At 66.9% G+C, this 24,243-nt stretch carries 21 protein-coding genes; 5 read left to right on the forward strand and 16 right to left on the reverse strand.

Translation table 11 applies throughout. From position 1 onward, the window contains the following. Positions 1-1,982, forward strand: a 1,982-nt coding sequence (locus A5724_RS00005) for an ATP-binding cassette domain-containing protein (protein WP_067794293.1), incomplete at its 5' end; no start/stop codon positions are given. 33 nt (positions 1,983-2,015) lie between these two features. On the opposite strand, the gene A5724_RS00010 is transcribed toward A5724_RS00005, so the two are convergent. Then, on the reverse strand, positions 2,016-3,182 hold the full coding sequence (locus A5724_RS00010) for an acyl-CoA dehydrogenase family protein (RefSeq protein WP_067794295.1): 1,167 nt from the start codon (positions 3,180-3,182) through the stop codon (positions 2,016-2,018). 31 nt (positions 3,183-3,213) lie between these two features. Beyond that, a complete protein-coding gene (locus A5724_RS00015) occupies positions 3,214-3,606 on the reverse strand; it encodes a nitroreductase family deazaflavin-dependent oxidoreductase (RefSeq protein WP_067794297.1) in 393 nt (130 codons plus the stop codon). Positions 3,607-3,691: 85 nt separating this feature from the next. Here A5724_RS00015 and A5724_RS00020 point away from each other — a divergent pair, with 85 nt between their 5' ends. Beyond that, entirely contained in the window at positions 3,692-4,276 is a 585-nt protein-coding gene (locus A5724_RS00020) for a TetR/AcrR family transcriptional regulator (RefSeq protein ID WP_067794298.1), read from the forward strand. On the opposite strand, the gene A5724_RS00025 is transcribed toward A5724_RS00020, so the two are convergent. The 9 genes from A5724_RS00025 to A5724_RS00065 all read right to left on the reverse strand — a co-directional run bounded on the left by A5724_RS00025 (position 4,269) and on the right by A5724_RS00065 (position 12,537). After that, entirely contained in the window at positions 4,269-5,126 is an 858-nt protein-coding gene (locus tag A5724_RS00025) for a pyridoxamine 5'-phosphate oxidase family protein (protein WP_067794300.1), read from the reverse strand. The genes A5724_RS00020 and A5724_RS00025 overlap by 8 nt on opposite strands. A 35-nt stretch (positions 5,127-5,161) precedes the next feature. After that, the gene (locus tag A5724_RS00030; protein WP_067794302.1) at positions 5,162-6,436 is read right to left on the reverse strand and encodes an amidohydrolase family protein; all 1,275 of its coding nucleotides are present in this window, start codon (positions 6,434-6,436) and stop codon (positions 5,162-5,164) included. 53 nt (positions 6,437-6,489) lie between these two features. Further along, complete coding sequence (locus tag A5724_RS00035; protein ID WP_067794304.1) at positions 6,490-6,849, reverse strand: hypothetical protein; 360 nt, start codon at positions 6,847-6,849, stop codon at positions 6,490-6,492. A 107-nt stretch (positions 6,850-6,956) separates the two neighbouring features. Beyond that, positions 6,957-7,514, reverse strand: a complete 558-nt coding sequence (locus A5724_RS00040; RefSeq protein ID WP_067794306.1) for a pentapeptide repeat-containing protein — start codon at positions 7,512-7,514, stop codon at positions 6,957-6,959. A gap of 4 nt (positions 7,515-7,518) precedes the next feature. Continuing rightward, positions 7,519-8,100, reverse strand: a complete 582-nt coding sequence (locus A5724_RS00045; protein WP_067794308.1) for an ATP/GTP-binding protein — start codon at positions 8,098-8,100, stop codon at positions 7,519-7,521. After that, entirely contained in the window at positions 8,081-8,455 is a 375-nt protein-coding gene (locus A5724_RS00050; RefSeq protein WP_067794310.1) for a DUF742 domain-containing protein, read from the reverse strand. The genes A5724_RS00045 and A5724_RS00050 overlap by 20 nt, the downstream gene beginning before the upstream one ends. A 7-nt stretch (positions 8,456-8,462) precedes the next feature. Then, positions 8,463-8,879: a roadblock/LC7 domain-containing protein gene (locus A5724_RS00055; RefSeq protein WP_067794312.1), complete on the reverse strand. Its 417-nt coding sequence runs from the start codon at positions 8,877-8,879 to the stop codon at positions 8,463-8,465. After that, positions 8,876-11,713 carry an ATP-binding protein gene (locus A5724_RS00060; RefSeq protein ID WP_067794314.1) on the reverse strand — a complete coding sequence of 946 codons (2,838 nt, stop codon included), beginning with the start codon at positions 11,711-11,713 and terminating at the stop codon, positions 8,876-8,878. Before A5724_RS00060 ends, A5724_RS00055 begins: the two co-directional genes overlap by 4 nt. A gap of 218 nt (positions 11,714-11,931) precedes the next feature. Further along, the gene (locus A5724_RS00065; protein ID WP_067794316.1) at positions 11,932-12,537 is read right to left on the reverse strand and encodes a bifunctional 2-polyprenyl-6-hydroxyphenol methylase/3-demethylubiquinol 3-O-methyltransferase UbiG; all 606 of its coding nucleotides are present in this window, start codon (positions 12,535-12,537) and stop codon (positions 11,932-11,934) included. Between the two features lie 15 nt (positions 12,538-12,552). On the opposite strand from A5724_RS00065, the gene A5724_RS00070 reads away from it, so the two are divergent. Then, entirely contained in the window at positions 12,553-13,017 is a 465-nt protein-coding gene (locus tag A5724_RS00070) for a tRNA (cytidine(34)-2'-O)-methyltransferase (protein ID WP_067794318.1), read from the forward strand. 10 nt (positions 13,018-13,027) lie between these two features. Here the strand turns inward: A5724_RS00070 and A5724_RS00075 are convergent, their stop codons facing one another. Beyond that, the gene (locus tag A5724_RS00075; protein WP_067794320.1) at positions 13,028-13,669 is read right to left on the reverse strand and encodes a nitroreductase family protein; all 642 of its coding nucleotides are present in this window, start codon (positions 13,667-13,669) and stop codon (positions 13,028-13,030) included. A 484-nt stretch (positions 13,670-14,153) separates the two neighbouring features. Here A5724_RS00075 and A5724_RS00080 point away from each other — a divergent pair, with 484 nt between their 5' ends. Beyond that, positions 14,154-16,004: a cellulase family glycosylhydrolase gene (locus A5724_RS00080; protein ID WP_156752060.1), complete on the forward strand. Its 1,851-nt coding sequence runs from the start codon at positions 14,154-14,156 to the stop codon at positions 16,002-16,004. On the opposite strand, the gene A5724_RS00085 is transcribed toward A5724_RS00080, so the two are convergent. From A5724_RS00085 to A5724_RS00100, 4 genes are all read right to left on the reverse strand, one after another. Next, positions 16,001-19,294 (reverse strand): error-prone DNA polymerase, encoded by a 3,294-nt coding sequence (locus tag A5724_RS00085; RefSeq protein ID WP_067794324.1) that lies wholly within the window; start codon positions 19,292-19,294, stop codon positions 16,001-16,003. The genes A5724_RS00080 and A5724_RS00085 overlap by 4 nt on opposite strands. 33 nt (positions 19,295-19,327) lie before the next feature. Continuing rightward, positions 19,328-20,209, reverse strand: coding sequence for a universal stress protein (locus A5724_RS00090; protein WP_067794326.1), 882 nt, complete (start codon positions 20,207-20,209; stop codon positions 19,328-19,330). A 109-nt stretch (positions 20,210-20,318) separates the two neighbouring features. Continuing rightward, positions 20,319-21,206 carry a universal stress protein gene (locus tag A5724_RS00095; RefSeq protein ID WP_067794328.1) on the reverse strand — a complete coding sequence of 296 codons (888 nt, stop codon included), beginning with the start codon at positions 21,204-21,206 and terminating at the stop codon, positions 20,319-20,321. 50 nt (positions 21,207-21,256) lie between these two features. After that, positions 21,257-22,126 (reverse strand): MaoC/PaaZ C-terminal domain-containing protein, encoded by an 870-nt coding sequence (locus A5724_RS00100; RefSeq protein ID WP_067794330.1) that lies wholly within the window; start codon positions 22,124-22,126, stop codon positions 21,257-21,259. Positions 22,127-22,204: 78 nt separating this feature from the next. On the opposite strand from A5724_RS00100, the gene A5724_RS00105 reads away from it, so the two are divergent. Further along, the gene (locus tag A5724_RS00105; RefSeq protein ID WP_156752061.1) at positions 22,205-24,220 is read left to right on the forward strand and encodes an SDR family oxidoreductase; all 2,016 of its coding nucleotides are present in this window, start codon (positions 22,205-22,207) and stop codon (positions 24,218-24,220) included. The last annotated feature ends 23 nt before the right edge of the window (positions 24,221-24,243 follow it).

Here is a 24,243-nt window from a genome sequence, read left to right on the forward strand (position 1 = left end):
GGATCTTGAGCATGCTCGTCGCGAGGTTGCCCTCGCTGGTGCGTGGCGCTGCCGTCGGCCCCGGCCGGGCCACCGACAACGACATCGTGATTCCCGACGTGCTGGCGTCGCGTCATCACGCGACCCTGGTGTCCACCCCGAGCGGCACCGAGATCCTCGACAACCGGAGCATCAACGGCACGTTCGTCAACGGCGCCCGCGTCGACTCGGCGATGCTGCACGAGGGCGACACGGTCACCATCGGCAACATCGACATGGTGTTCCGTGGCGGCACGCTGGTGCGTCGCACGGAGACCGAGGCCGCGACCCGCACCGGCGGCCTGGAAGTGCACGGCGTCACGTGGACCATCGAGGGCAACAAGACGCTGCTGAACAACATCTCGATGTCGGCGCGGCCCGGCACGCTGACCGCGGTGATCGGGCCTTCGGGCGCCGGCAAGTCGACGTTCGCGCGGCTGGTGGCCGGGTACACGCACCCGACGACGGGCACGGTGGCGTTCGAGGGCCACGACGTGCACGCCGAGTACGCGTCGCTGCGGTCCAGGATCGGGATGGTGCCGCAGGACGACGTGGTGCACGGCCAGCTGACCGTCCGGCAGGCGCTGATGTACGCCGCCGAACTGCGGTTGCCGCCGGACACCAACAAGGCCGACCGCGAACAGGTGGTCAACGAGGTGCTCGAGGAACTCGAGATGACCAAGCACCTCGACACCCGCGTGGACAAGCTCTCCGGCGGGCAGCGCAAGCGCGCGTCGGTGGCGCTGGAGTTGCTCACCGGCCCGTCGCTGCTGATCCTCGACGAGCCCACCTCCGGCCTGGACCCGGCGCTGGACCGCCAGGTGATGACGATGCTGCGCCAACTCGCCGACGCCGGCCGTGTGGTGCTGGTCGTCACGCACTCGTTGACGTACCTGGACGTGTGCGATCAGGTGCTGCTGCTGGCGCCCGGCGGCAAGACGGCGTTCTATGGTCCGCCGAGTCAGATCGGCCCGTCGATGGGCACCACCAACTGGGCCGACATCTTCAGCACTGTCGCGGGCGATCCGGACGGCGCCAACCAACGCTTTCTCGCGCAGCACGGTCCGCCGCCACCGCCGCCGCCCGCGCAGAAGCCGGCGGATCTCGGGCAGCCGACCAAAACCAGTCTGCGACGGCAGTTTTCGACGATTGCGCGGCGCCAGATGCGGCTGATCGTGTCCGACCGCGGGTACTTCGTCTTCCTGGCGTTCCTGCCGTTCATCATGGGTGTGCTGTCGCTGTCGGTGCCCGGCGACGTCGGCTTCGGTGTGCCCGTGCCGGCGATCAAGGGCGGCGAGGCGCCCAACGAACCGGGGCAGATCCTGGTGCTGCTCAACGTCGGCGCCATTTTCATGGGCACCGCGTTGACCATTCGCGCGCTGATCGGTGAACGCGCGATCTTCTTGCGCGAGCAGGCCGTTGGGCTGTCCACGACCGCGTACATCCTGGCCAAGGTGTTCGTGTTCGCCGGATTCGCGTTGCTGCAGTCCGCGATCGTGGTCGGCATCAACGTGTGGGGCAAGAAGTGGGGTCCCGGCGCCACCGAACACGGCGCGGTGATACCGCCGCGCACGCTGGAGTTGTACGTCGACGTGGCGGCCTGCTGTGTGGCGGCGGCGATGACGGGCCTGGCGCTCTCGGCGCTGGCGAAGTCGAACGAGCAGATCATGCCGCTACTGGTGATCGCGATCATGTCGCAGTTGGTGTTCCAGGGCGGCATGATCCCGGTGACCGGTCGCATCGTGCTGGACCAGTTGTCGTGGATCACGCCTGCCCGTTGGGGTTTCGCCAGCACCGCGTCGACGATCGACCTGTTGCGACTAGTACCCGGGCCACTGACACCACAGGATTCGCATTGGCGGCACACGCCGGGCGCATGGTGGTTCAACATGGCGATGCTCGGGGCGATCTGTGTGGGCTACGTCAGCTTCGTGCGGTGGAAGATCCGCCTCAAGGGCGGCTGAGCTTTCGCGCACTTATCACGGTCCTTGGTCGGCTTAGAGGCCTGGCTGGTCTTCGATGATGCCGAGCCAGATCTGGGCGGCGTCGATGGCCACCTTCTCGCTGATGAAGGCGTGCTGCGTGCCGGTGTAGATATCGCGGAAGGCTCGCTCGAGGCGACTGCCCTCGCGGATCGAACTGGTGCCCGCTACAAGGTGCGCCCACTCGCCGCACGCGCGTGCGACGTCGGTGGCGTACACGGCGGCCACCCGCATGTCCGCACGCATCGTCGGCGTCAGCTCCTCCCCCACGGCGACGACCGCTTCGGCGGTCGTGAACGCATCGAGCACCAGCAGCCGAGCGGCCCGCCACGATGCGACGTGATGCGCCAACCCTTTCTGGAATGTCGCCCGACTGGCCAGCGACGCCATGTCGCTCATCCGAAATTTCGTGGCGGCCAGCTCCTCGACGTCGTCGAGCATGCTCTTGGCCACCCCCAGCGCCCACGACGCGTGCCCCGCGGCGGTGACGGGCATCAGCCCCATCCTGGTCGCGGGCGACGCACCGCGGTGCGGTTCGCGCGCGAACAATGGGAACGTCCGGTACCCCGGCACGAAGACGTCGGCGGCGTTGTAGTCGTAGGAGCCGGTTCCCTTGAGGCCCTGGACAAACCAGCCGTCGGTGAAGGTGACGTCTGAGCGCGGCAGGATCGCCACCTGCATATCCGGTAGGCCTTCGCTGACCCAGCGGACCTCGCCGTCGTCCATCGGCATGAAGCCGGCCGCAATGTACTCCGAATGCCCGGTGCCAGAACCGAAGCTCCAGGACCCGGTCAACCGGTAGCCGCCGTCTACCGCGTGCCCCTGGCCGTTGGGGAAGAACTGCCCGCCCATCGTGATGCGGTTGTCGTTGGCGGTGAACACTTCGGCGAAACCCTTGTCCGGCAGATACGACGCCGCGGCGAACGTCGACGGCAGGTTCGCGATCCCACACCAACCGAATGAGCCGTCCTGCCAAGCCATTTCGATCCACGCCTCGATCATCTCGGCGAACGAGGGCTCGACTCCGCCCGCGGCGACGGGGTTGAACGACGTCATCAGGCCGCTGGACCACATCTGCTCGACGATCCCGGCCGTCAAGGTGCGCAGTTGCTCCGACTCGGCGGCTTCGGCCATCACCAGTTCGCGCATGCCGCGGGCCCGCGCCACGACCTGATTTCCCATGGTCGATGACCGTACGCGGTAGCTTGTCAGGTCACGGCTGATTTGCGACGATGTCGAGCCCGAGAAATTCGGGCGCCTTGATGACTCGACGAAGCATGAAGCGGATGAACGCGGGCATGTCGGAAGCGTTCTCATCGCGGTAAAGCCGCGGAGCCCCAAGCTGGTAGTGCCGCCGTCGGCTCTCGAGTTCGCAGCCACCCGCGGCGAGAACATTGCGCACCCAGTCCGCGTCGGGCCCATAGGTCAACGCGATCACGTATCGGTTGCCACGCCGAAAGGCCCACAGCGGCGTCCGGAACGTCCTGCCGGACTTCCGCCCGCGATGTACGACGACCGCCCACCCCGGCGCCCACGGCGCGACGAATTTGGTGAGGCGGTTCAGCCCCACTTTGTTGGCTTTGGCAATCCATCGAGGCGCTGGCATGTCGAAAACTCCTCACTTGTGGAATTTCAATTTCCACGCTAACTCCGCACCATCACAAAAGTCAACGACTGTAGAATTTCGCACCATGGCCCGGATCGGACGACCGCGCGGCAAGACGGACACCCGCAACGTGATACTGGCGGCCGCGCGCCGCCTGTTCGCCGATGCCGGTTACGACAAGACCTCGGTACGCGACGTCGCGGCGGCCGCGTGCGTTGACCCCGCCATGGTCCGGCACTACTTCGGCAGCAAGGCCGAACTATTCCGGGCGACGATGGGTTGGCCGTTCGAGCCCGCGGCGATCGCTGCCCGAGTCACCGGCGGCGCACGGCGCGACATGGGCGAGCGGCTGACCCGGGTGTTTTTCGAGGCGTGGGAGCAGCCGGAATCGCGCGCGCCGCTGCTCGCCATTCTGCGCGGGGCGGCCACCCATGACGAGTCCGCGCACCTGGTCCGCCAGTTCATCCAGGGACAGGTGTATTCAGAGATCGCGGCGAGCCTTGCCCAACCCGACGCCGAGCTTCGGATCGATCTCGCGATGGGCCAACTGCTGGGCATCGCCTATCTGCGCCACATCCTGCGAGTGGAACCGATCGCATCGACGCCGGTGGACGTCCTCGTCGAACGGGTCGCGCCCTTGATCGCCGCCCATCTGAGCGGGGTCAGGTGACCGGCGGGGTGATGGACACCGCCGAATCGACAGTGAATCTCACCCGCCGCCCGACGCCCCCGTCGTCGCCGCGAATGTTGGGCGCTGTCCATTCGACCGCCGCGGTGCCCGACACGTGAAGCCTTGTGCCACTGTCGAAATCGATGAACAACAATGACGCCGTCGGATCGACCTCGATATTGCCGAAGCTGTTGAACATGTTGTTGCCGGGGTAGTCCGGCCACCACAGCCCACCGTCCTCGACGCGGACGAAACCGGCCTGGCCACCGCGATGCGACGCATCGGCTCCTCTGGTCGGATGAACGGTGCCGAGGAAGAACGTGTCGGCGTGTGTGATCAGGGCGACGTGCTCGGCAGTGAGGTGATCGAAACGCTCGGCCCCGCCGGCGCCCCGCTCGAGGTGGTCCAGGTGGCGCTGGTGAATGTACTTGGGGCAGTTGCCAAATGCCTGGTCGACGAACAGTTCCAAACCGTCCGGATCCGAGCGGATCAGGGTGCCGTTCACACGAGCCCTTCGCCTGATCGCGAATTCGATGGCGAGCATCCCGACGGGTTGCCCCGCCGGCAGGCCGTGCAACGGATCACCGCTGCCCGGCGTGGCGTCGACGCGCAGCGTGCGGTCGCGTGCTTGCAGGGATCCCGGCGCCGCGAACAGGGGTGAAATCCACAGTCGGCCGTCGACGTCGCGCGCTGTGATGACGGCGAAGTCGCGCCCGGCCAGGAAGCCGCCGATGCCGCCGTTGAGGTCGGGCACGGCCAGCATCGCACCACCGAGGCGCGCCGCCTGGGCACGCACACCTGCACGCTCCTGGACGGCTAGTTCGCCGTCGTGGAAGCCTTGGTCGGTCATGCCACCGTCAACCCGATCGCGCGGCGGTTATTCCCTTAGCTGCGTGCCGGGGCCAGTCGCTTGAGCGCGAGGCCGCCTTCGAACGGCCGGAAACCGAACGCGGGCGGGGCGACGTAGCCGGTGTCGCCCAGCGGCGTGTGCACCTCGGCCACCGTCGGGCCGATCTCGGCGGCGACCGGGGCGAGGGCATCCAGGTCGAACCGGTACAGACGACCCGCGTTGCCGCCGAGAATCTTGCGGCAGGTGTCCTCGGGTTGACTGTGCAGGGCCCACCGGATGGCCAACTTGGAGTGCGGCGCGAACCCTTCCTCGTGCGGGTAGTCGCTGCCCCACATCATGTGGTCGGCGCCCATGTAGTCGATCATCGACGACTCGTACGGGGTCAGTTCGGACGCGAGGTAGCAGTTGCGCTTCGCATACTCGCTGGGCGCCATGGTCAGTTCGTCGATCGACGAACCGCCGAACATCCCGTACGTGCGGTTGTGCGCCTCGGTCTTCATGCTCGGCACCATCACGTCGAGCAGCATCATCTGCTGCTGCAGCCACAGCGTTCCCTGTTCCGTCGGCACGAACCGCAGCGTCGGGTAGCGCTCGAACACGCCCGCGAGGATCAAATGCGAGACGGTGCGCTGCGCCCACATCGCCATCTCGGTGACGAGCACCGCGTTGGACGCCGGCTGATCCATCGGCATCAGCGGACTACCGGCCCCGGCGTGTTGCACCACGGTGAGGTCGAGGTCGGCGCACAGCGCCCAGATCGGTTCGTAGCGGGTGTGAAACAGCGGCGCGACATTCGGATCGCCGGGCGACACCGCGGGCAGCAACACCCCACCGAAGCACTCTTGCTTTGCGCCCCAAAGGATTTCGTCGAGCGCCAGCTCGATGTCGTTGGGGAAGATCTGGATCAGTCCGCGTCGCCGCGTCGGGGCCAGCGCGCAGAAGTCGACCTGCCATCGGTTGTGCGCCTGCACCCCTGCCCACCGCTTCTCGAACTCGTCGTGCGTGCGCGGCAGGCTGATCGTGATGTTGGGCGTGGTCGGGAAGAACGGCGGAATGGTGTTCGGCAGCAGCACTTCGGCGGCCACACCGTCGGCGTCCATCTCCGACATCCGCATCTCGTGATCCCAGTTGCGCTGCGCGGTGGCGACGACGAGGTCGTCGAACGGGCTCACGTAGGTCTTCGCCCACGCGTCGAAATCGTCGTGCCACCGGGACGGTAGGTACCGCTTGTAGTCGTACAGATCGGCGCCGGCGTGAGTGTCCGTCGAGATGACGACGTAGCGATCGATGCTGTCCCAGGTATCGGCCATGGCCCCATCCTGATCGCCGGCGGGCCACCGCGCTGCGAAACCGCGGGGTAGCCCTACGGGCAGGGCGTCGGGATGAACAGCGACCAGCACCACCCCGGCGGAAGCGGCGGGGTCAGGTTGGGCGGAGGCGGCGGTGGCCCAGGCGGATTCGGCCCGTCCCAGATGTTCTGCGCCACGTTGCCCTGGCCGTGATACACGTAGTAGTACGTGTGGCAGATGTTGTTGTCCCAGATGACCGGGTTGACTCGGATGTTGCCGGTTGCCACGGGTGGATCGCCCGGGCACCACGTGTAGGGCCCGCCGGGCGGGGTGCCCGCCTCAGCCGTACCCGCGCCCAGACCAAGGCCCGCGGCCGCGACACCGGCCGACACCAACGCCCCGGTGAGCATCCGCTTCGCGGTGCTAGTGGTCATGTCGTGTTCCTTTGCTTCTGCGACGGCAGGAGGCGGCGCCGTTCGATGAAGCAAGTTTCACAGCCGGTGCACAGCTACCGATCCCAACATCGGGTCGACGGCGGGGATCAGCCGCCGTGGATGTCGAGGCCGTGCGCGGCCGCGAAAGCGACCGCTTGCTCGATGTCGACCTTCGCCCCGCGCACCGCCGCCGTCGTCCACAGCGTCGGTTCTATCCGGGCACCGCGCAGATCGGCCTGATCCAGTTTGGCGTTCTGGGTCCGTGCGCCGGACAGGTCGGCCCGCCGCAGCACCGCCTTGCGCAGATCCGTATCCACCAGGCCCGCTTCGCGCAGTCGGCAGTCGGACAGGTCGACGCCACGTAGATCCGCCGCGCCGAGGACGGCCAGCGTGAAATCCACCTCGACGAACGTGACCGGCCGCATGCGGCATTCGGTGAACACCGAGCCGAGGAAGCTGCTGTGGCGAAAGTTGCTGTGCAGCAACGATGTCCGGCGGAATGTGCAATTGCGGAACGCCGTGCCCACATGCTCGGATTCGGACAGGTCGGCGCCGCTGAAGTCGCACTCGGTGAACACCACACGCTCGGTGCGCAGCCGACTCAGGTCTTCGTCACGAAAGTCGCGGCCGTCGAACTCCTGCTCGGTCCAGACCTCGTCGGCCACGGGCTCAGCCGTGCAGTGGTGTGAGGCTGTTCAGGGCGTACTCGGTGATGGCGATCAGCGCGGCCTTGGCCGAATGCCGGTCGCGGGCGTCGACGGTGATGATCGGAATGTCCTCGCGCAGCGCCAGCGCCTTGCGCACCGCCTGAGCGGGATGCCTTGGCGCCCCGTCGAATTCGTTGACCGCGATCAGGAAGGGCAGATTGCGCGCCTCGAAGAAGTCGACGGCGGCGAAGCTGTCCGCCAGCCGTCGGACGTCGACCAGGATGATCGCGCCGATGGCGCCGCGGACCAGGTCGTCCCACATGAACCAGAAGCGCCGTTGCCCCGGCGTGCCGAACAGATACAGCACCAGGTCGTCGGCGAGCGTGATGCGGCCGAAGTCCATCGCCACCGTGGTGGTGTTCTTCGTCGGGGTCATCTCGAGTCCGTCGACTCCGGCCGAGGCGTTGGTCACCAGAGCCTCGGTGCGCAGCGGCATGATCTCGGATACTGCACCCACGAACGTCGTCTTACCGGCGCCGAAGCCACCGGAGATGACGATCTTCGTCGAGGCGGTGTCCCGCCCCTCAGAGCGCTCGTAGGCCACGCAGGGTCCTTCCTATCAATTCACGTCGTTCGTCGATGGTGGTGGAGTCACCGATGGTGGTGTGCACCCGTAGATAACCTTGCGTCACGAGGTCACCGATTAGCACGCGCGCCACGCCGAGTGGCAGCGATAAGACAGCTGCGACTTCGGCCACCGAGGGGCTGTCGGCGCACAACGTGAGGATTTGGCCACGGACGTCGTTGCCCGGCCAGCGCGGCGGTCGCGGTGGCTCCGGCACCGTTTCGACGGGGGCCTCGAGCGGTAGGTAGACGCGGGAATCAGTGCGACCGGCCGTCAAGGTGTACGGGCGAACCAGCTGCGGCTCGTCCGTATCGTCTGCTTCCCAGAAGTCCATAGGCGGCTCACGAGTGCTGAGGGGCGCGCCGCCCGGATTGGACCACGGCGCCGACTCGTTCCACCAAAATGGCCATCTCATAACCGATTTGGCCGATATCGCAGTTGCGGGTCGCCAACGTCGCGAGGTTGGAACCGTCGCCGACACGCATCAGCAGCAGGTATCCGTTCTCCATCTCGACGACGGACTGCAGCACGTACCCGCCGTCGAACAGTTGCGCGGCTCCGGTTGACAGGCTCGCCAGACCGGAGGCCACCGCGGCGAGTTGGTCGGCACGCTCCATCGGCATGTGCTCACTGGCGGCCATCAGCAACCCGTCAGCGGACACCAGCACGGCATGCGAGACGCCGGACACGTCGCGTGCGAACTTCGACACCAGCCAGTCGAGCGAATCCCGCTGCGTCGCACGTGGCTGGTGGGTCATTCGCGATCTGTTCCTCTGCTCTCTTGGGCATGTGATCGACCCGCGCGCACCCCACCGAAATGGTTGCTGATGCTTGCGCGGACCGCGTCCGGGTCGCGCGATGGAATAGGTCCTCCGCCGGTGCCGAACTCAGCCGCCGATGCTACCTGCTCGCCGCCGCCGTCGCTGCTGTGAGAGCCCCCGTTGGGACCACGTGCTGCGTCGACGGCGCCCGGTACCAGGCGTGCCCCGGGCCGACGCATCGGCAGACCTTCCTCGGTGTGCTCGGTGACGGGCGCCTCGTCCGCGGCAGCCGCCACTGACCAGCCGTGATCCCATACCGACTCCCAGTTCAGGTCGTCGCTCTTGGCCAGATCCGTCGGGTCGACGAGCCACTCGGACAACATCTTCTGATAGATCGCGTCGTCGGCGCCCGCCGTCGCCGACGGCTCGTCGACGGTGTGCTGGGCCTGCGGCGCGACCTGCTCGTTTTCAATCGGCTGGGCAGGCGGCGCCGGTTCGATCCCGTTTTCGTGGGCGACGCCGTTGCTGGCTGCCTGAGCGCGGGACGCGAAGAACGCCGACGTGTCGACGGGCGCGCGGTCGGCCTCCTCCGGATGCGGCGTCAGCGGCTGGCCCCACGGCGGGTGCTCTTCGGTCTGCGCAGGCATCGAATCCTCGGGCCACGACTCCTCGGCGTGCCACTCGTCCTGCGGCGGCTGTTCTGGCTGCGCCAGCGACGCAGGAAGGTCGGCGATACCGCTGGCGCCGGGGTTGCGCTGCGGCAGCAACGCCACCGGCACGTCGCCGTGCCCGTTGGTGTACTCGTGCCCGGGCTCCTCGACGTGATCGGCGTAGTCGTGATCCTCGTCCAGCGCCAGCGCGGTGTGGATGCCTGCGTGCGCGTCCGCGGGCAACCCGTAGTCGGGCTCGCCGAACTGGTCGGGCGCGCCCGCGACCGCCAGCAACGTACCCGGCACGAACACACCGGCGGTGGTGCCCGAATTCGGTTCTCCGGCAATGGTGCTGCGCAACCGGACCACCAGGCCGTGCTGGGCGGCCAGCCTGCCGACCACGAACAGACCCATGTGCCGGGCGGTGTAGGGGTTCACCTCGCCGCCGGACTGCAACCGGGTGTTGGCCACCCGCAGATCGGATTCGGTCATGCCGATGCCGATGTCGCTGACTTCGATGACCAGCCCGCCGTTACCGGTGTGCACGGCCGACACCCGCACCTGCGAGATCGGCGGCGAGTAGCGCAGCGCGTTGTCCAGCAGTTCGGCCAGCAGGTGCACCAGGTCGCCCGCGATCGCGCCGACGACCTCGCTGTCGGGCACCGTCGCGGTGACCACCCGGGTGTAGTCCTCCACCTCGGAGGCCGCGGCGTTGATGATGGCCGACACCGGCACCGGCTCGGCCTGGTCGCGCGGCACCTTGGCACCCGCGAGCACCAACAGGTTGGCGCCGTTGCGGCGCATCCTCGCCGCGAGATGGTCCAGCCGGAACAGGCTCTCCAGCCGGTCGGGGTCCTCTTCGTTGCGCTCGAGGCGGTCGATCAGCGACAACTGCTGGTCGACAAGCGACCGGCTGCGCCGCGACAACGTCTCGAACATGTCGCTCATCTGCAGCTGCAACTGCGACTGCTCGCTGGCCAGCAGGACCGCCTGCTCGTGCAGCTCGTCGACGGCGTGCGCGACCTGGCCGACCTCTTCGGAGGTGTGGACCGGGATGGGCTGGACGTGGCCCACCTCCGCGCCGGCGCGGACCCGTTCGATTTCGCGGGCCAGGTCCTCGTGCGCCACCTTCAGCGCGCTGTCCCGCAGCCTGCGCAGCGGCCGCACCAGCGACCGCGCCACCAGGATGACCAGTAACAGGGCCAGCAGCATTGCGGCGACGACGATCACCGCATCGCGTATCGCGCCGCTGCGCTGGGCCGCCGCGTCGGCCTCCACCGCATCCGTCACCGCGCGAGAGGTGTCGGTGACCATCTTGTCGGCGATCTGGTCGGTGGTTTGAATCGATGCGCTCAGGTCCGGGTTGTTGACCAGCACCGCCGCCGGATCGGACATGATCGCCAGCCGCTTGACGAACTCTCCCTGCAGCTTCTGCGCCTCAGGAGAGCCGACGCCGAGCACCTGGCTCATGCCGAACAGGGTCGACGGTTCGGTGCCTGCCACCGTGGTCATCGACAGCCGCAGTTCGGGGTCCGGCAGTTCGCCGCCGAGGTTGACCAGCAGCTGCTGGATCATCATCTGGCCGCGGGCGCCGACGGCGCGACTCAGGCCGAGCGTCTCGGCGCGGATGCGTTCGTCGTCGACGCGCACCGAGCCGTTGATGGCATCCTCGGCGGTCAGCAGGATCGGCGTATAGGCCTGCACACGGTCTCGCAGCCCGATGCTGTTGGCGGTGACCTTGTCCATCAGCCCCTGGCCGGCGCTGATCATTGTCTGGACGCCCTTGCGCACGTCGGGGGCGACGTCGGTGTCGGTCAGCCTGCGCTGCAGTTCCTGCCTGCTGCTATCGAACTTGGTCAGCGCGGCCTGGGTGTCGCCGCCGGTCGAACCCGCCAGCATCGCCGCGTCGAGCGCGGTCATATAGCTTTCGATCGCGGGCACCATCTCGGCGCGGTCGGCCGCCCGACGCAGGTCGGCGGCGTGCGTCGCGCTCGAGTAAATACGTAACCCGCCGAACGTGCCCGCGAGCACCAGCGGCACCAGGACGATGGCGAACACTTTCCAGCGAACCGGCCAGTTGGCGATCGACCATTTCGACGGTCTCTTGGCCGGCGGCGGCTGTTTCGGCTCGAAATCGACGACCGTGCCATCGGCCCTTTTCAGCTGCGAGAACGCGGTCATGGGCGCCCGCCGCTGCGATCGGCCGCCTGCCCGCAATTCAGTAATGGAGCGTGGTTCATAAGGCTTCCTGCTGATTTCGCCCACCGATGGACGCGCGTTCTACGCCTGGCAATTGGTCGAGTATGCCAGCCATGTGCAGCCGATTCCACAATTCTTACTGAACAGACAGAGTTGATAACCGCTCTGACGAGCCGTTGCGTACCGTCTGAGCAAACGAATTACGCGCCCCGAAGGACCGCGACAAGGAAGTCGGAGTCGTCGTGAAACGGCCGCAGATCCCATGTCGAAAGCAACAGATCCTTCACGAATCCGGCATGCGCCGCGTCGTCGAAAAACTGGCCAAACTCATAATCACGGCCAGCTCCGAATCCGATGACCGCGCGGCCGTCGGACGCGAGGTGGGCGCGCAGCCGGCTGAGCACCTGCACCCGGGTGCTCGGGGCGAGGAACGCCATCACGTTGCCCGCGGAAACGATGACGTCGAACGGCTCGCGTATGCCGCGAGCGGGCAAGTCGAGTTCGGCGAGGTCCCCGACGAGCCACCGCGGGCCGGGATGATCCTGTTCGGCGGCCTCGATCAGCGCCGGGTCGACGTCGACGCCGATCACCCGGTGCCCCGCCTTGGCCAGCACCCCGCCCAGTCGGCCGGGGCCACAGCCGGCATCGAGGATGTGCGCGCCGCGCGGCGCCATCGCGTCGACGAATCGAGCCTCGCCTGCAAGGTCCTCCCCGGCGCGCGCCATGGCCCGGAAACGCTCGATGTACCAGTTCGAATGTCCGGGGTTGGCAGCAACCTTCTGCATCCAAATGCTCCGCTCGACCATGTAAGCATTATCGCCGTGTTCAAGGTGCTGTTCTTTTCGCCGCGCATCGCGCCCAACACCGGCAACGCGATCCGGATGGTGGCAGCGACGGGATGTGAACTGCACCTGGTGCAGCCTCTGGGGTTCGACCTGTCCGAACCCAAGCTGCGTCGCGCGGGCCTGGACTACCACGATCTGGCGTCGGTGACCGTGCACCGCGATCTGCCGTCGGCGTGGGAGGCGCTGGCGCCGACGACGGTCTACGCGTTCACCGCACATGCCGAGGCGTCATTCGCCGACGTTCGCTATCGGCCGGGCGACACGTTGATGTTCGGTCCGGAACCGACGGGCCTCGACGCTGCGACGCTGGCCGACCCGCACATCAGCAGACGCGTGCGGATCCCGATGCTGGCGGGCAGGCGATCACTGAACCTGTCGAACGCCGCAGCCGTCGCCGTCTACGAGGCGTGGCGGCAGCACGATTTCCGCGGCGCGGTCTGACGCTCGCGGCTCACCAGTCGTTCCAGTGCGACACCTGTTCGGCCGGTAGCCGGTTGGCCTTCTTGAAGTCGGTGCCCTTGGTGTAGGCGATCGGAAAGAGGCCGGCCTGGCTGTACTTGCCGTGCGGGATGCCGAGGATCTCGGCGGCTTGCTTCTCGCCGTCGTCGAGCAGGTGCAGCGTGGTCCACGCCGAGCCGAGGCCGCGGGAGCGCAACGCCAGCATGAAGCTCCACACCGCGGGCAGCAGTGAGCCCCAGAACGACGCGGACTTGCCCGCCGGCGCGCCGTCGGGCCGCCCCTCCAGGCATGGGATCAACATGACGGGCACCTCGTGGAGGTGTTCGTTGAGGTACTTCGCGGAGTCGTAGACGCGGGGCCGCTGCTGATCGCGCACGTCGCCGTACTCGGGCTTGGGCAGGTCGAGGTACGGGGTCGCGTTGGTCCGGTAGATCTCGGCAAGCGCGGTGATCTTTGCCCGGTCGTCGACGAACATCCATTGCCAGCCTTGATGATTGGAGCCCGTCGGCGCCTGCAGCGCCAAGTCCAGACACTCCATCAGCACCTCGCGGGGCACCGGCTTCTCCAGATCGAGCCGCTTACGCACCGAACGCGTGGTGGTCAGGACTTCATCGACGGACAAGTTCAAGGTCATTTCGCCGAGGCTACCGGCACACAGGTGACGACCGTCTCCGGCAAACCTGCCTTACTCGAATCACGCGCGCTCGACGAGTCACTTGGAGGTAAGGTGCTGACGCTTTTTCGGCGAGCCGCCAACGTTTTCAGGCCGCCTGCGTTGCTGAATGTGCTGTATTGCGCAGAAGATGACACCATAGTGAAGCTTTGGTAGCCCGGCTGTCGAGTAGATAGCGCACTCTAACTGGTTTTTCAACCGGTATTGAACCACGGGCGGCCCGAATTGGTTAATAGTTCCACACACTCTTGACACATTGCTGAATTCGGGTCTTTATGTCGAGTTTGATCTTGTTTTTACCGCGCTAGTGCTTGTTCCGTGCCACGGTAGGAATTCAGCGCCCAAGAAAGCAATTTCCGGAATCTGGCAAAATCAACTATCGCATGCGTTAATTTCCTCTCACCAGATGGTGATCGCTCACCGAACGGGATGAGGGGAACCAATTATGAGGCTTGGTACACGTCAAACAATCCGGCGGTACGCGATCGTCGCCGTGATCGCCGCCATTCCGTTCGCCGCGATGTGCGCCGCGATGACCTATCTGCTCAACCCGAAGCCGACGCCGGTCGCGCTGGACGTCATGCCCGTCGTGTCGATCGACCAATCGTCGACGACCGTCGGCGTTGCCGACTCTGATCTATATGGCAGATCGAACGCCGAGATCATCGATTCGTTGAACGACATGAAGGCGTTGGGGGTCAACACCATCCGTGTGCTGATTCCCTGGGGCGATATCCAGAAGGTGCCGCCGGGCAGTCCGTTGGAGGTGTTGGCTCCGCCGGACTGGTCCAAGGTCGATTTCATTGTGCAGCAGGCGGTCAACCGCAATATGGCGGTGCTCGGCGTGCTGAGTGCGACGCCGTATTGGGGCGGACAGAACGGTACCGGCTGCATCGGTTGCCCTGGGGTGGCGCCCGACCCCACCAAGTTCGCGGCTTTCGCGGGGCTAGCCGCGGCGCGGTATGCCGGGAAAGTCGCCGCCTACGAGGTGTGGAACGAACCGAACTACATCAAGTCCTGGCTGCCCACCCCCGATCCCCTCGCCTACACCAACGTGTTGAAGGCCGTCTACACCGCGATCAAGGGTGACCCGAACAACCCCAACGACGGCGCTGATCCCAACGCTCTGGTGGTCGGCGGGGTGCTTGGCTCGGTGGCCGGCTTCGCCGGGATCACTTATGACACTGTCGATTTCGTGCGCAAGATGTATGCAAACGGCGCAAAGGGTTACTTCGATGCGCTGTCGTATCATCCGTACAACTTCAAGACCAAGTTCTCCGACGGCACGTATTCGATCTCCAAGCCGTGGAACAAGTTCTCCCCGCTCAACCAGCTGCTCGAGATCAGACAACTGATGATCGCCAACCAGGATCAGGCGCTGCGCATCTGGGCGAGCGAATTCGGTCTGCCGACCGGCGGCCCCAACGCGGTCACCGAAGCGACGCAGGCGGCGTTCATCGCCGACTTCCTCGACAAGTGGTCGAGCATGTCCTTCACCGGTCCTGCGTTCATCTATTCCCTTCGCGATCGTCTCGGCGCGGAACTGACCGAGCAGGGATCGCTGGGTGTCTTCAAATACGCTGCAGATTTGAATGATTGGGTGATGAAGGCGGCCGCCCAGGTCATCAAGGACTTCATCGACGCCCATCCGGCCGATCCGACCGACCCGACCGATCCGCCTGGCCCGGCGAGCCCGCCCAATCTTGTTCAGCAACTGACGCAGGCGCTGGCGGCGTTGTTCCACAGGGTCCAAGCAACGGTTCAGGGCGTGGTCGGTTCGGTCACCGGGTTCGTCAATGCCATCACCCAAGCGGTGGCCAGGATCTTCAACCCCGGTGGCGCCGCGCTCAGGACCGTACCTGCAGCGCTGCAGGACGAGGTCACCGACGCAACGAGTTCGGCCGCGACGTCGGCGCAGAGTAGGGCGATTGCGCCGGATCGTTCGTCGCCCGACTCGTCGCCCGGCACCGAGAAAACCGGTGCCGAACCGTCCGAGGTGAGCATCCCTGCACCGGAGTCGAAGACGGTCGACACGGACAAGGCGCCGACGGACGACGTCAAGACAGTCGAGGCAACGACGGACACCAGCAGTGACGATCCCGGCGATGTCGTCAAGGTGGAGTCCCGCGAACCGGTCCGGACCGGACTCGTGGCCAGGCCGACCAAGCTCGGTTCTGACCGCGCTGTGAAACCGGGCAAGGCCACCAGCGATGACGAGAAGGCGAGCACGCCGACGGCCGATACCACCGAGGACAGCGAGTCGTCGACTGAATCCGGCCCCAGTGACGAAAGTTAGCGGAAGTCACGGCTTTTCGAGCCGACCTTCAAGGCGAGCTTGCCCATTCGGTCGGCGACGACCGTCACCGCACCGGTGGCGTTCTGCACCTGCCCGCGGATCAGCAGCGCCGACGCCGTCTGCGCGAGCTTGCGATGCCGGGCCCACACCCCCGGTGCGCACAGCACGTTGACCATCCCGGTCTCGTCTTCGAGGTTGATGAACGTGACACCCTGCGCGGTGGCGGGCCGCTGCCGGTGCGTCACCGCACCCGCTACCAGCACCCGAGTTCCGTCGGGCACCGATAGCAGTTGATCGGCGGGTACCACGCCGATGGCCTCGAGGTCTTCCCGCAGGAACTGGGTCGGATAGCTGTCCGGTGAGATGCCGGTGGCCCACACATCGGCGACGGCCAACTCCAGGTCGGTCATGCCGGGCAAGGCGGGAGCCCCCGTCGCCGATCCCACCCCCGGCAGCCGGTCGGGGCGTTCCCTGGCGGCCGCACCGGCCGCCCACAACCCCTCACGACGGGTGATCCCGAAGCAGGCCAGCGCTCCTGCGGTGGCCAGCGCCTCGGTCTGCGGTACCGACAGCTGCACGCGACCCGTCAAATCGAGAAGAGAAGCGAACGGTCCGTTGGCGTTTCGCTCCTCGACGATCTGCTCGGCCAGCTCGTCACCGATGTGACGGACTGCCCCCAAACCCAGCCGCACCTCCGTACCCGCGTTCTCCAGCGTGGCGTGTGCCAGGCTGGCGTTCACGTCGGGACCGTGCACGCTCACCCCGTGTCTGCGAGCGTCGGCCACCAGCGACTGGGGTGAATAGAACCCCATCGGCTGCGCCCGTAGCAGCGCCGCGCAGAACGCCGCGGGGTGATGCAGCTTGAACCACGACGAGTAAAACACCAGCGAGGCGAAGCTCAGCGAATGACTCTCCGGGAAACCGAAATTGGCGAACGCTTCCAGCTTCTCGTAAATCCGGTCGGCCACCTCGCCGGTGATGCCGTGTCGCTCGCGCATGCCGTCGTAGAACCGGCCGCGCAGCCGTCGCATCCGCTCGGTGGAGCGCTTGGACCCCATCGCCCGACGCAACTGGTCGGCCTCGGCGGCGGAGAAGCCCGCGCAGTCGACCGCAAGCTGCATGAGCTGCTCCTGAAACAGCGGCACCCCCAACGTCTTCCGCAGCGCAGGCTCCATCGACGGGTGGTCGTAGGTGACGGGCTCGACGCCGTTGCGTCGCTTGATGTAGGGGTGCACCGACCCACCCTGGATCGGCCCAGGACGGATCAGCGCAACCTCGACCACCAGGTCGTAGAACACCCGCGGCTTGAGTCGGGGCAGGGTGGCCATCTGCGCGCGCGACTCCACTTGGAACACGCCGACGGAGTCGGCTTTCTGCAGCATCTCGTACACCGCGGGCTCGGACAGGTCCAGTTTCGCCAGGTCGACCTCGATGCCCTTGTGCTCGGCCACCAGGTCGATGCAGTAGTGCAACGCCGAGAGCATGCCGAGGCCCAGCATGTCGAACTTCACCAAACCGATTGCTGCACAGTCGTCTTTATCCCATTGCAGGACGCTGCGGTTCTCCATCCGTGCCCACTCCACCGGGCACACGTCGGCGATCGGCCGGTCGCAGATCACCATGCCGCCGGAGTGGATGCCCATGTGTCGAGGCAGGTTGGAGATCTGCATGGCCAGGTCGATGACGGGTTGCGGGATGTCCTCGACGTGCGGCGCTTCGGCCAGATTCCCCCACTGGCCGATCTGCTTGCTCCACGCGTCCTGCTGTCCCTGCGAGAAGCCGAGCGCGCGGGCCATGTCACGTACCGCGCTGCGACCGCGGTAGGTGATGACGTTGGCGACCTGTGCGGCGTAGTCACGGCCGTAGCGGTCGTAGACGTACTGAATCGCCTTCTCGCGCAGGTCGGATTCGATGTCGATGTCGATGTCGGGTGGCCCGTCGCGCGCCGGGGACAGGAACCGTTCGAACAGCAACTCGTTGGCCACCGGGTCGACGTTGGTGACCCCGAGCGCGTAGCAGACCGCCGAGTTGGCCGCCGAACCACGGCCCTGGGCCAGGATGCCGTTCTCCTTGCAGAACCTGGTGATGTCGTGCACCACCAAGAAGTAACCCGGAAAGGTCAGCTGTTCGATGGTTTTCAGCTCATGCTCGATCTGGGCGTAGGCCCGCGGCGCCCGTTCCGGCGGGCCGTACCGGTCCCGTGCGCCCCGCATGACCAGGTGCCGCAGCCAGCTGTCCTCGGTGTGGCCGTCGGGAACGTCGAACGGCGGCAGTTGTGGGGCGATCAACGCCAGCCCGAACGCGCACTGCTCACCGAGTTCGGCCGCCGCCGTCACCACCTCGGGGGTACTCGCGAACAGTCGCGCCATCTCCTCCCCCGACCGCAGGTGCGAACCGCCAAGCGGGGCAAGGTAACCGGCCGCTTCGTCGATCGAGTTGCGGGCCCGGATGGCGCCCATCGCCATGGCCAGCCTGCCCCGCGACGGCGCGGCGAAGTGGGCGGCGGTGGTGGCCACCACGCCGACGCCGAATCGCGGCGCCAGTTCGGCAAGCACGGCGTTGCGCTCGTCGTCGAGGGGATGGCCGTGATGGGTCAGTTCGATGCTGACCCTGCTCCGCCCGAACCGGTCCACCAGGTCGGCGAGCGCTCTGCCTGCGGATTCGGGGCCGCCTGAGGAAAGTGCTTGGCGGACATGGCCTTTGCGACACCCGGTCAGGATGTGCCAATGCCCGCCCGCCGCCTCGGTCAGCGCGTCGTAGTCGTAGCGCAGCTTGCCCTTCTCCCCGCCCGCCAGATGCGCCTTGGCGAGTTCCCGCGACAGCCGCCGGTAGCCCTCCGGCCCGCGGGCCAGCACCAGCAGGTGTGGTCCCGGCGGGTCGGGGTCCTCGGTGCGGTCGCCGCCGCCGAGGGACAGCTCGGCACCGAACACCGTCTGCATGTCGAGTTCCTTGGCGGCTTCCGCGAATCGCACCACCCCGTAGAGCCCGTCGTGGTCGGTCAGTGCGATGGCGCGCAGATCGAGGCGGGCGGCCTCCTCGACGAGTTCCTCCGGTGTGCTGGCGCCGTCGAGGAAGCTGTACGCCGAGTGCGCGTGCAACTCGGCGTACGGCACCGTCGACCTCGGCCGCTCCACATCGAGCGGCTGGTATTCGCCCCGCTTGCTCGACCAGGCCGGGCTGTCGCCGCCGTCACCGTTCGGTTGGTCGATGGGCCAGCCGGCGCGGCGGGGCTTGCTGTTGAGCACCCGCTGCATTTCCGTCCAGCTCGGCGGCCCGGTGAACCAGCTCACCGCACCACCATATCGAACGGATGTTCGAGACTGCTACCCCTGGCGGGCCACGATCGTCGCCGACTTGACGGTGTGCACGACGGCCGTGCTGACCGAGCCCAACAGCATGCCTGCGAAACCGCCCCTGCCGTGGCTGCCGACGACCACCAGTTGAGCGGTCTTGGCTTGTTCGACGAGTTGCTTGGCCGGCTGGTCACACACCACCACCCGGCGCACCCTGACGTCGGGATAGCGTTCCTGCCAACCCGCGAGTCGCTCGGCCAGCGCCTCCTGCGCCTGCACTTCGAGCGTCGAGAAGTCGAGCCCCGGCAACTCGATGGCGCCGCCGTCCTGCCACGCGTGTACGGCCACCAACTCCACGCCGCGACGCGAGGCTTCGTCGAAGGCGATCTCGGTGGCGGTCGACGAAGCGGGTGAACCGTCGATGCCCACCACCACGGGTGCCTGCTCAGGCAGCTCCGGAGCGTCGTCGTGGATGACTGCGACAGGGCAATGCGCGTGGTGGACAAGGCCCGTGCTGACCGATCCCAACAGCGCCCGACTGAACGCGCCCTTGCCCGACGAGCCGACGACCATCATGTCGGCGTCCTTCGACAGGTCCACGAGGTTGCCGACCGTCCCGCCGTGCAGCACCACGCTGTGCAACATTGCGGGCGCTGAGACGCCGCAGATTTCTGCAACGGTCTCGCGGGCGGCCGCGAGTACCCGCCTGGCCTCCTCGTTTTGCCATTGGAAGAAGTCCACCGGGAAATCCGGGACCGCCCCGGTGGCCAACAGCGGGGTGATGACGTGAACCAGCGTCAGTGGCGTGTTGCGCAACGCCGCGTCACGCGCGGCCCAGGCGACCGCCGCGGTGGCGGCCCGCGAGCCGTCGACACCGACCAGGATCCCGCGGTGCACAACCGAATCGGACATCTGTGACTTCCTCCGGACTGTTTGTACACCAACGTATGAGCAGGCACCCGACAACGGGATGGCCGTTGGTCCCTACTCGGTTGGGCTTATGGCCCCAACTGGTGCCGCTTCAGGGCAGATCGGCTGGGCCGAGTTGGTCCCTCGGCACGACCATCATCGGAACATCAAGTACGCGAAGCATTTTGGCTGCGGTCGAACCGAGGAACAGCCGACGCGGTGCGCTCAGCCGGCTCGACCCGACCATGATCAGGTCGCCGTCATGCCACTCGAGTTTGCGCACCGCATCCTCGACGGTCTCTCCCTCGACGATCGTCGAGGTCACCGGGAAATCCTTCGGCAGCGAGTTTTTCGCGGTGTCGAGGACGTGCTGGGCATGTGCGAGCGCCCGCCCGCGGACCGCCTCCTCATCGGCGCGCAACGAGCCGAACGTCGGGTCGAGCGCCACCAGCGAGACCAGCCGCAGCGGTGTGCCTGCCGCCCCGCTGAACCGAACCGCCTTCTCCAACAGCAGATCCGCGCCCGCCCGCTGCCCTATCGCGCACGTGACCTCGCGCACCCGGTCGACCGTCGAGTCCCTGATGCCGCGTGGCGCGACCACCACCGGCACCGGCGACGAGTGCAACAGCTCGTTGACCACCGAGCCCAGCGAATAGCTGCCCGCCAGGCCGCCACCCGACCCGCCGACCACGATGAGGTCGGCGGCCACGCGCGCCGTTTCGCGAATCAGCCCGTCGGCGAACGATTCGTCGAACGTGACGTGACTGTGCGCAGCCAGATCGTCGGGCACCGCCGCGAGCGCATCGGCCAGCCACTTCTCGGCCTGCTCGCCCAGCTTCGCCTCGTACGCCCGCGCGCCGGACAGGCTCGGCAGGCCCCGGTCGGCAGGCAGGATGATGCACGCCTCGACATCGGCTCCGAGCGTCCTGGCAAGCCGCGCGCCGAGTGCCATCGCATCCGCGCCACCGGGAGTGGCCAAGTAACCGACGACCAGCTTCATAGCCGACATCCTGTCAACCCGCGAGAGGGATTATCGGCGGTTCGACCCAATCAGTCGCTGTATTCGGCCGTTCCGTCCTCGAGCACCAGCCGGGCGTCGGATCCGTCCGGGCCAGACGCCTCGGTACGGAACACCGCATGGCCCGTCTCGGTGCGCCAGATCGAGGTGGTCAGCGTCTCGCCGGGGAACACCGGTGAGGTGAACCGGGCGCCGACCTGGCTGACCTTGGTGGCGTCGCCGCCGCCGAGTTCGCGCACCAGCGCACGGCCCGCGACACCATATGTGCAGAGCCCGTGCAGGATTGGCTTCGGGAAGCCGGCCAGATTCTGGGCAAACCACGGGTCGCTGTGCAGCGGATTGCGGTCACCGGACAGCCGATAGATCAGGGCCTGGTCCTCGCGCGTCGGCAAGGCGATTCGGGCGTCGGGCTCCCGATCCGGAATCTCGGGGGCGACCGGCCGCTGGCCCGGTTGACCGCCGAAACCGCCCTCGCCGCGGATCACCGCCGTCGTCAGCGTTTCCGCGACGACCTCGGACGTATCGGGATCAGTGCCCGTCGCCTTCAACATGACGATCGCGTTCTTGCCCTCACCCTTGTCCTGGATGTCGGCGACCTCGGCGACGACACTCAGCTTGCCGGCCGGCGGTAACGGCTTGAACAGCCGGATCTCCTGGGAACCGTGCAGCAGCATGGCGAAGTTGAAACTGCCGATCTTGCCTGCGGCCGCGAACGGCAGGCAGGCGATCACGGCGAACGTCGGCAGCACCTGCTGCGGAATGTCGTGGCTGTTCTCGGTGGTGAACGCAAGATCCTCGGTACCCGCGCCGACGCCCAGCGCGTAGAGCAACGTGTCGCGGTCGGTCCACTCGAAGATGCTCGGGTCGGTCTTGGCGCCTATGGCGTTGGGGTCAATGGGCATAGACGGACGATAACGGGTAGACCGACGACCTCGTCACACATGTTGACCTTCGGCGAGCAGGGGGTGAGCATGGCTCGCATGCGTTATGTCGTTACCGGCGGTACCGGGTTTATCGGCCGCCGGGTGGTCTCGGAGATCCTGGCCCGCAGCCAGGCCGCCGAGGTGTGGGTGCTGGTCCGACGAAGTTCACTGGGCACCTTCGAGCGGCTGGCCACGGAATGGGGGGACCAGGCTCACGCCGTGGTTGGTGACCTGACCGCGGATGGCCTGGCGCTCACCGAGGACGCCGTCGCCGAGTTGGGCACCATCGACCACGTCGTGCACTGCGCCGCGATCTACGACATGACCGCCGACGAACGCCGCCAGCGGTTGGCCAACGTGGACGGCACCCGCGCGGTGATCGACCTGGCCCGCAGGCTGGACGCGACGTTGCATCATGTCTCGTCGATCGCCGTCGCGGGCACCTACCGCGGCGAGTTCACCGAGGACGACTTCGATGTCGCGCAGGATCTGCCGACGCCGTATCACCAGACGAAATTCGAGGCGGAGATGCTGGTCCGGTCCGCACCAGGACTGCGCTATCGGGTGTATCGGCCCGCGGTCGTGGTCGGCGACTCGCGCACCGGCGAGATGGACAAGGTCGACGGCCCCTATTACTTCTTTCCCCTGCTGGCCAAACTGGCTGTGCTGCCGCGGTTCACGCCGATGGTGCTACCGGATACCGGCCGCACCAACATCGTCCCGGTGGACTATGTGGTGGCCGCCCTGGTCGAGCTGATGCACGCCGACGGCCGCGACGGTCAGACCTTCCATCTGACCGCCCCGAAAACCGTTGGGCTGCGCGGCATCTACCGCGGTGTCGCGGCCGTAGCAGGCCTGCCGCCGCTACGCGGGTCACTGCCGGGCGCCACCGCCACACCGTTTCTGCGCGTCAGCGGGCGCGCGAAGATCGTCCGCAACATGGCCGCCACCCAACTCGGCATCCCTGGCCAGATACTCGACGTCGTCGACCTGGCGCCCACCTTCACCGCCGTCAACACCACAGAAGCGTTGCGGGGCACCGGGATAACGGTTCCCGAGTTCGCCTCGTATGCACCCAAACTGTGGCAGTACTGGGTGGACCACCTCGACCCCGACCGGGCCCGCCGCGACCATCCTGCCGGACCGCTGGTCGGCAAGCACGTGATCATCACCGGGGCGTCGAGTGGCATCGGGCGCGCTTCCGCTGTCGCCGTCGCCGAACGCGGCGCAACGGTATTCGCGTTGGCTCGCAACGCCGATGCGCTCGACGACCTAATCGCCGAGATCCGGGCCGCGGGCGGTCAGGCGCATGCCTTCACATGCGACGTCACCGACTCGACGTCCGTCGAGCACACCGTTAAGGACATCCTCGGCAGATTCGGACACGTGGATTATCTGGTGAACAACGCGGGCCGGTCGATCCGCCGCTCGGTGTCTGCGTCCACCGACCGCCTGCATGACTACGAGCGCGTGATGGCGGTCAACTACTTCGGCGCGGTCCGGATGGTGCTGGCGCTGCTGCCGCACTGGCGCGAACGCCGATTCGGCCACGTGGTCAACGTGTCCAGTGCCGGCGTTCAGGCCAGCAGCCCGAAGTACAGCGCCTATGTGCCGAGCAAGGCCGCGCTGGACGCGTTCGCCGAAGTCGTTGGCACCGAGACGCTGTCCGACCACATCACCTTCACCAACATCCACATGCCGCTGGTGAAGACGCCGATGATCGCGCCCTCCCGCCGGCTGAACCCGATGCCGCCGATCACCGCGGAGCACGCGGCGGCCATGGTGGTGCGGGGCCTGGTGGAGAAGCCGGCGCGCATCGACACTCCGGTCGGCACGCTCGCCGACGTCGGCATGTACTTCACGCCGAAGTTGTCTCGCCGGGTGCTGCACCAGATCTACCTCGGCTACCCCGACTCGGCGGCCGCCCGGGGACTGGACGCCGAACCCGCACAGCAGCGCACGCCGCGACGGCCCAAGCGCCCGGCGACCGCGATCGCCCCGTTGCGCGCGCTGCGGCCCGTCACCCGTCCGGTGAAGCGGGCGGTGCGACTGGTACCCGGCGTGCACTGGTAGGTGGTCGGTTCTATCGTTGGCGA

Source organism: Mycobacterium sp. ACS1612 (assembly GCF_001667505.1).
GTDB lineage: Bacteria > Actinomycetota > Actinomycetes > Mycobacteriales > Mycobacteriaceae > Mycobacterium.

What these genes read in the sequence shown, in the direction of transcription:
- A5724_RS00010 (WP_067794295.1), bottom strand. Translation starts at nt 3,182, where the DNA reads ATGGGAAATCAGGTCGTGGCGCGGGCCCGCGGCATGCGCGAACTGGTG.
- A5724_RS00015 (WP_067794297.1), bottom strand. Translation starts at nt 3,606, where the DNA reads ATGCCAGCGCCTCGATGGATTGCCAAAGCCAACAAAGTGGGGCTGAAC.
- A5724_RS00020 (WP_067794298.1), top strand. Translation starts at nt 3,692, where the DNA reads ATGGCCCGGATCGGACGACCGCGCGGCAAGACGGACACCCGCAACGTG.
- A5724_RS00025 (WP_067794300.1), bottom strand. Translation starts at nt 5,126, where the DNA reads ATGACCGACCAAGGCTTCCACGACGGCGAACTAGCCGTCCAGGAGCGT.
- A5724_RS00030 (WP_067794302.1), bottom strand. Translation starts at nt 6,436, where the DNA reads ATGGCCGATACCTGGGACAGCATCGATCGCTACGTCGTCATCTCGACG.
- A5724_RS00035 (WP_067794304.1), bottom strand. Translation starts at nt 6,849, where the DNA reads ATGACCACTAGCACCGCGAAGCGGATGCTCACCGGGGCGTTGGTGTCG.
- A5724_RS00050 (WP_067794310.1), bottom strand. Translation starts at nt 8,455, where the DNA reads ATGGACTTCTGGGAAGCAGACGATACGGACGAGCCGCAGCTGGTTCGC.
- A5724_RS00055 (WP_067794312.1), bottom strand. Translation starts at nt 8,879, where the DNA reads ATGACCCACCAGCCACGTGCGACGCAGCGGGATTCGCTCGACTGGCTG.
- A5724_RS00060 (WP_067794314.1), bottom strand. Translation starts at nt 11,713, where the DNA reads ATGACCGCGTTCTCGCAGCTGAAAAGGGCCGATGGCACGGTCGTCGAT.
- A5724_RS00065 (WP_067794316.1), bottom strand. Translation starts at nt 12,537, where the DNA reads ATGGTCGAGCGGAGCATTTGGATGCAGAAGGTTGCTGCCAACCCCGGA.
- A5724_RS00075 (WP_067794320.1), bottom strand. Translation starts at nt 13,669, where the DNA reads ATGACCTTGAACTTGTCCGTCGATGAAGTCCTGACCACCACGCGTTCG.
- A5724_RS00080 (WP_156752060.1), top strand. Translation starts at nt 14,154, where the DNA reads ATGAGGCTTGGTACACGTCAAACAATCCGGCGGTACGCGATCGTCGCC.
- A5724_RS00090 (WP_067794326.1), bottom strand. Translation starts at nt 20,209, where the DNA reads ATGTCCGATTCGGTTGTGCACCGCGGGATCCTGGTCGGTGTCGACGGC.
- A5724_RS00095 (WP_067794328.1), bottom strand. Translation starts at nt 21,206, where the DNA reads ATGAAGCTGGTCGTCGGTTACTTGGCCACTCCCGGTGGCGCGGATGCG.
- A5724_RS00100 (WP_067794330.1), bottom strand. Translation starts at nt 22,126, where the DNA reads ATGCCCATTGACCCCAACGCCATAGGCGCCAAGACCGACCCGAGCATC.
- A5724_RS00105 (WP_156752061.1), top strand. Translation starts at nt 22,205, where the DNA reads ATGCGTTATGTCGTTACCGGCGGTACCGGGTTTATCGGCCGCCGGGTG.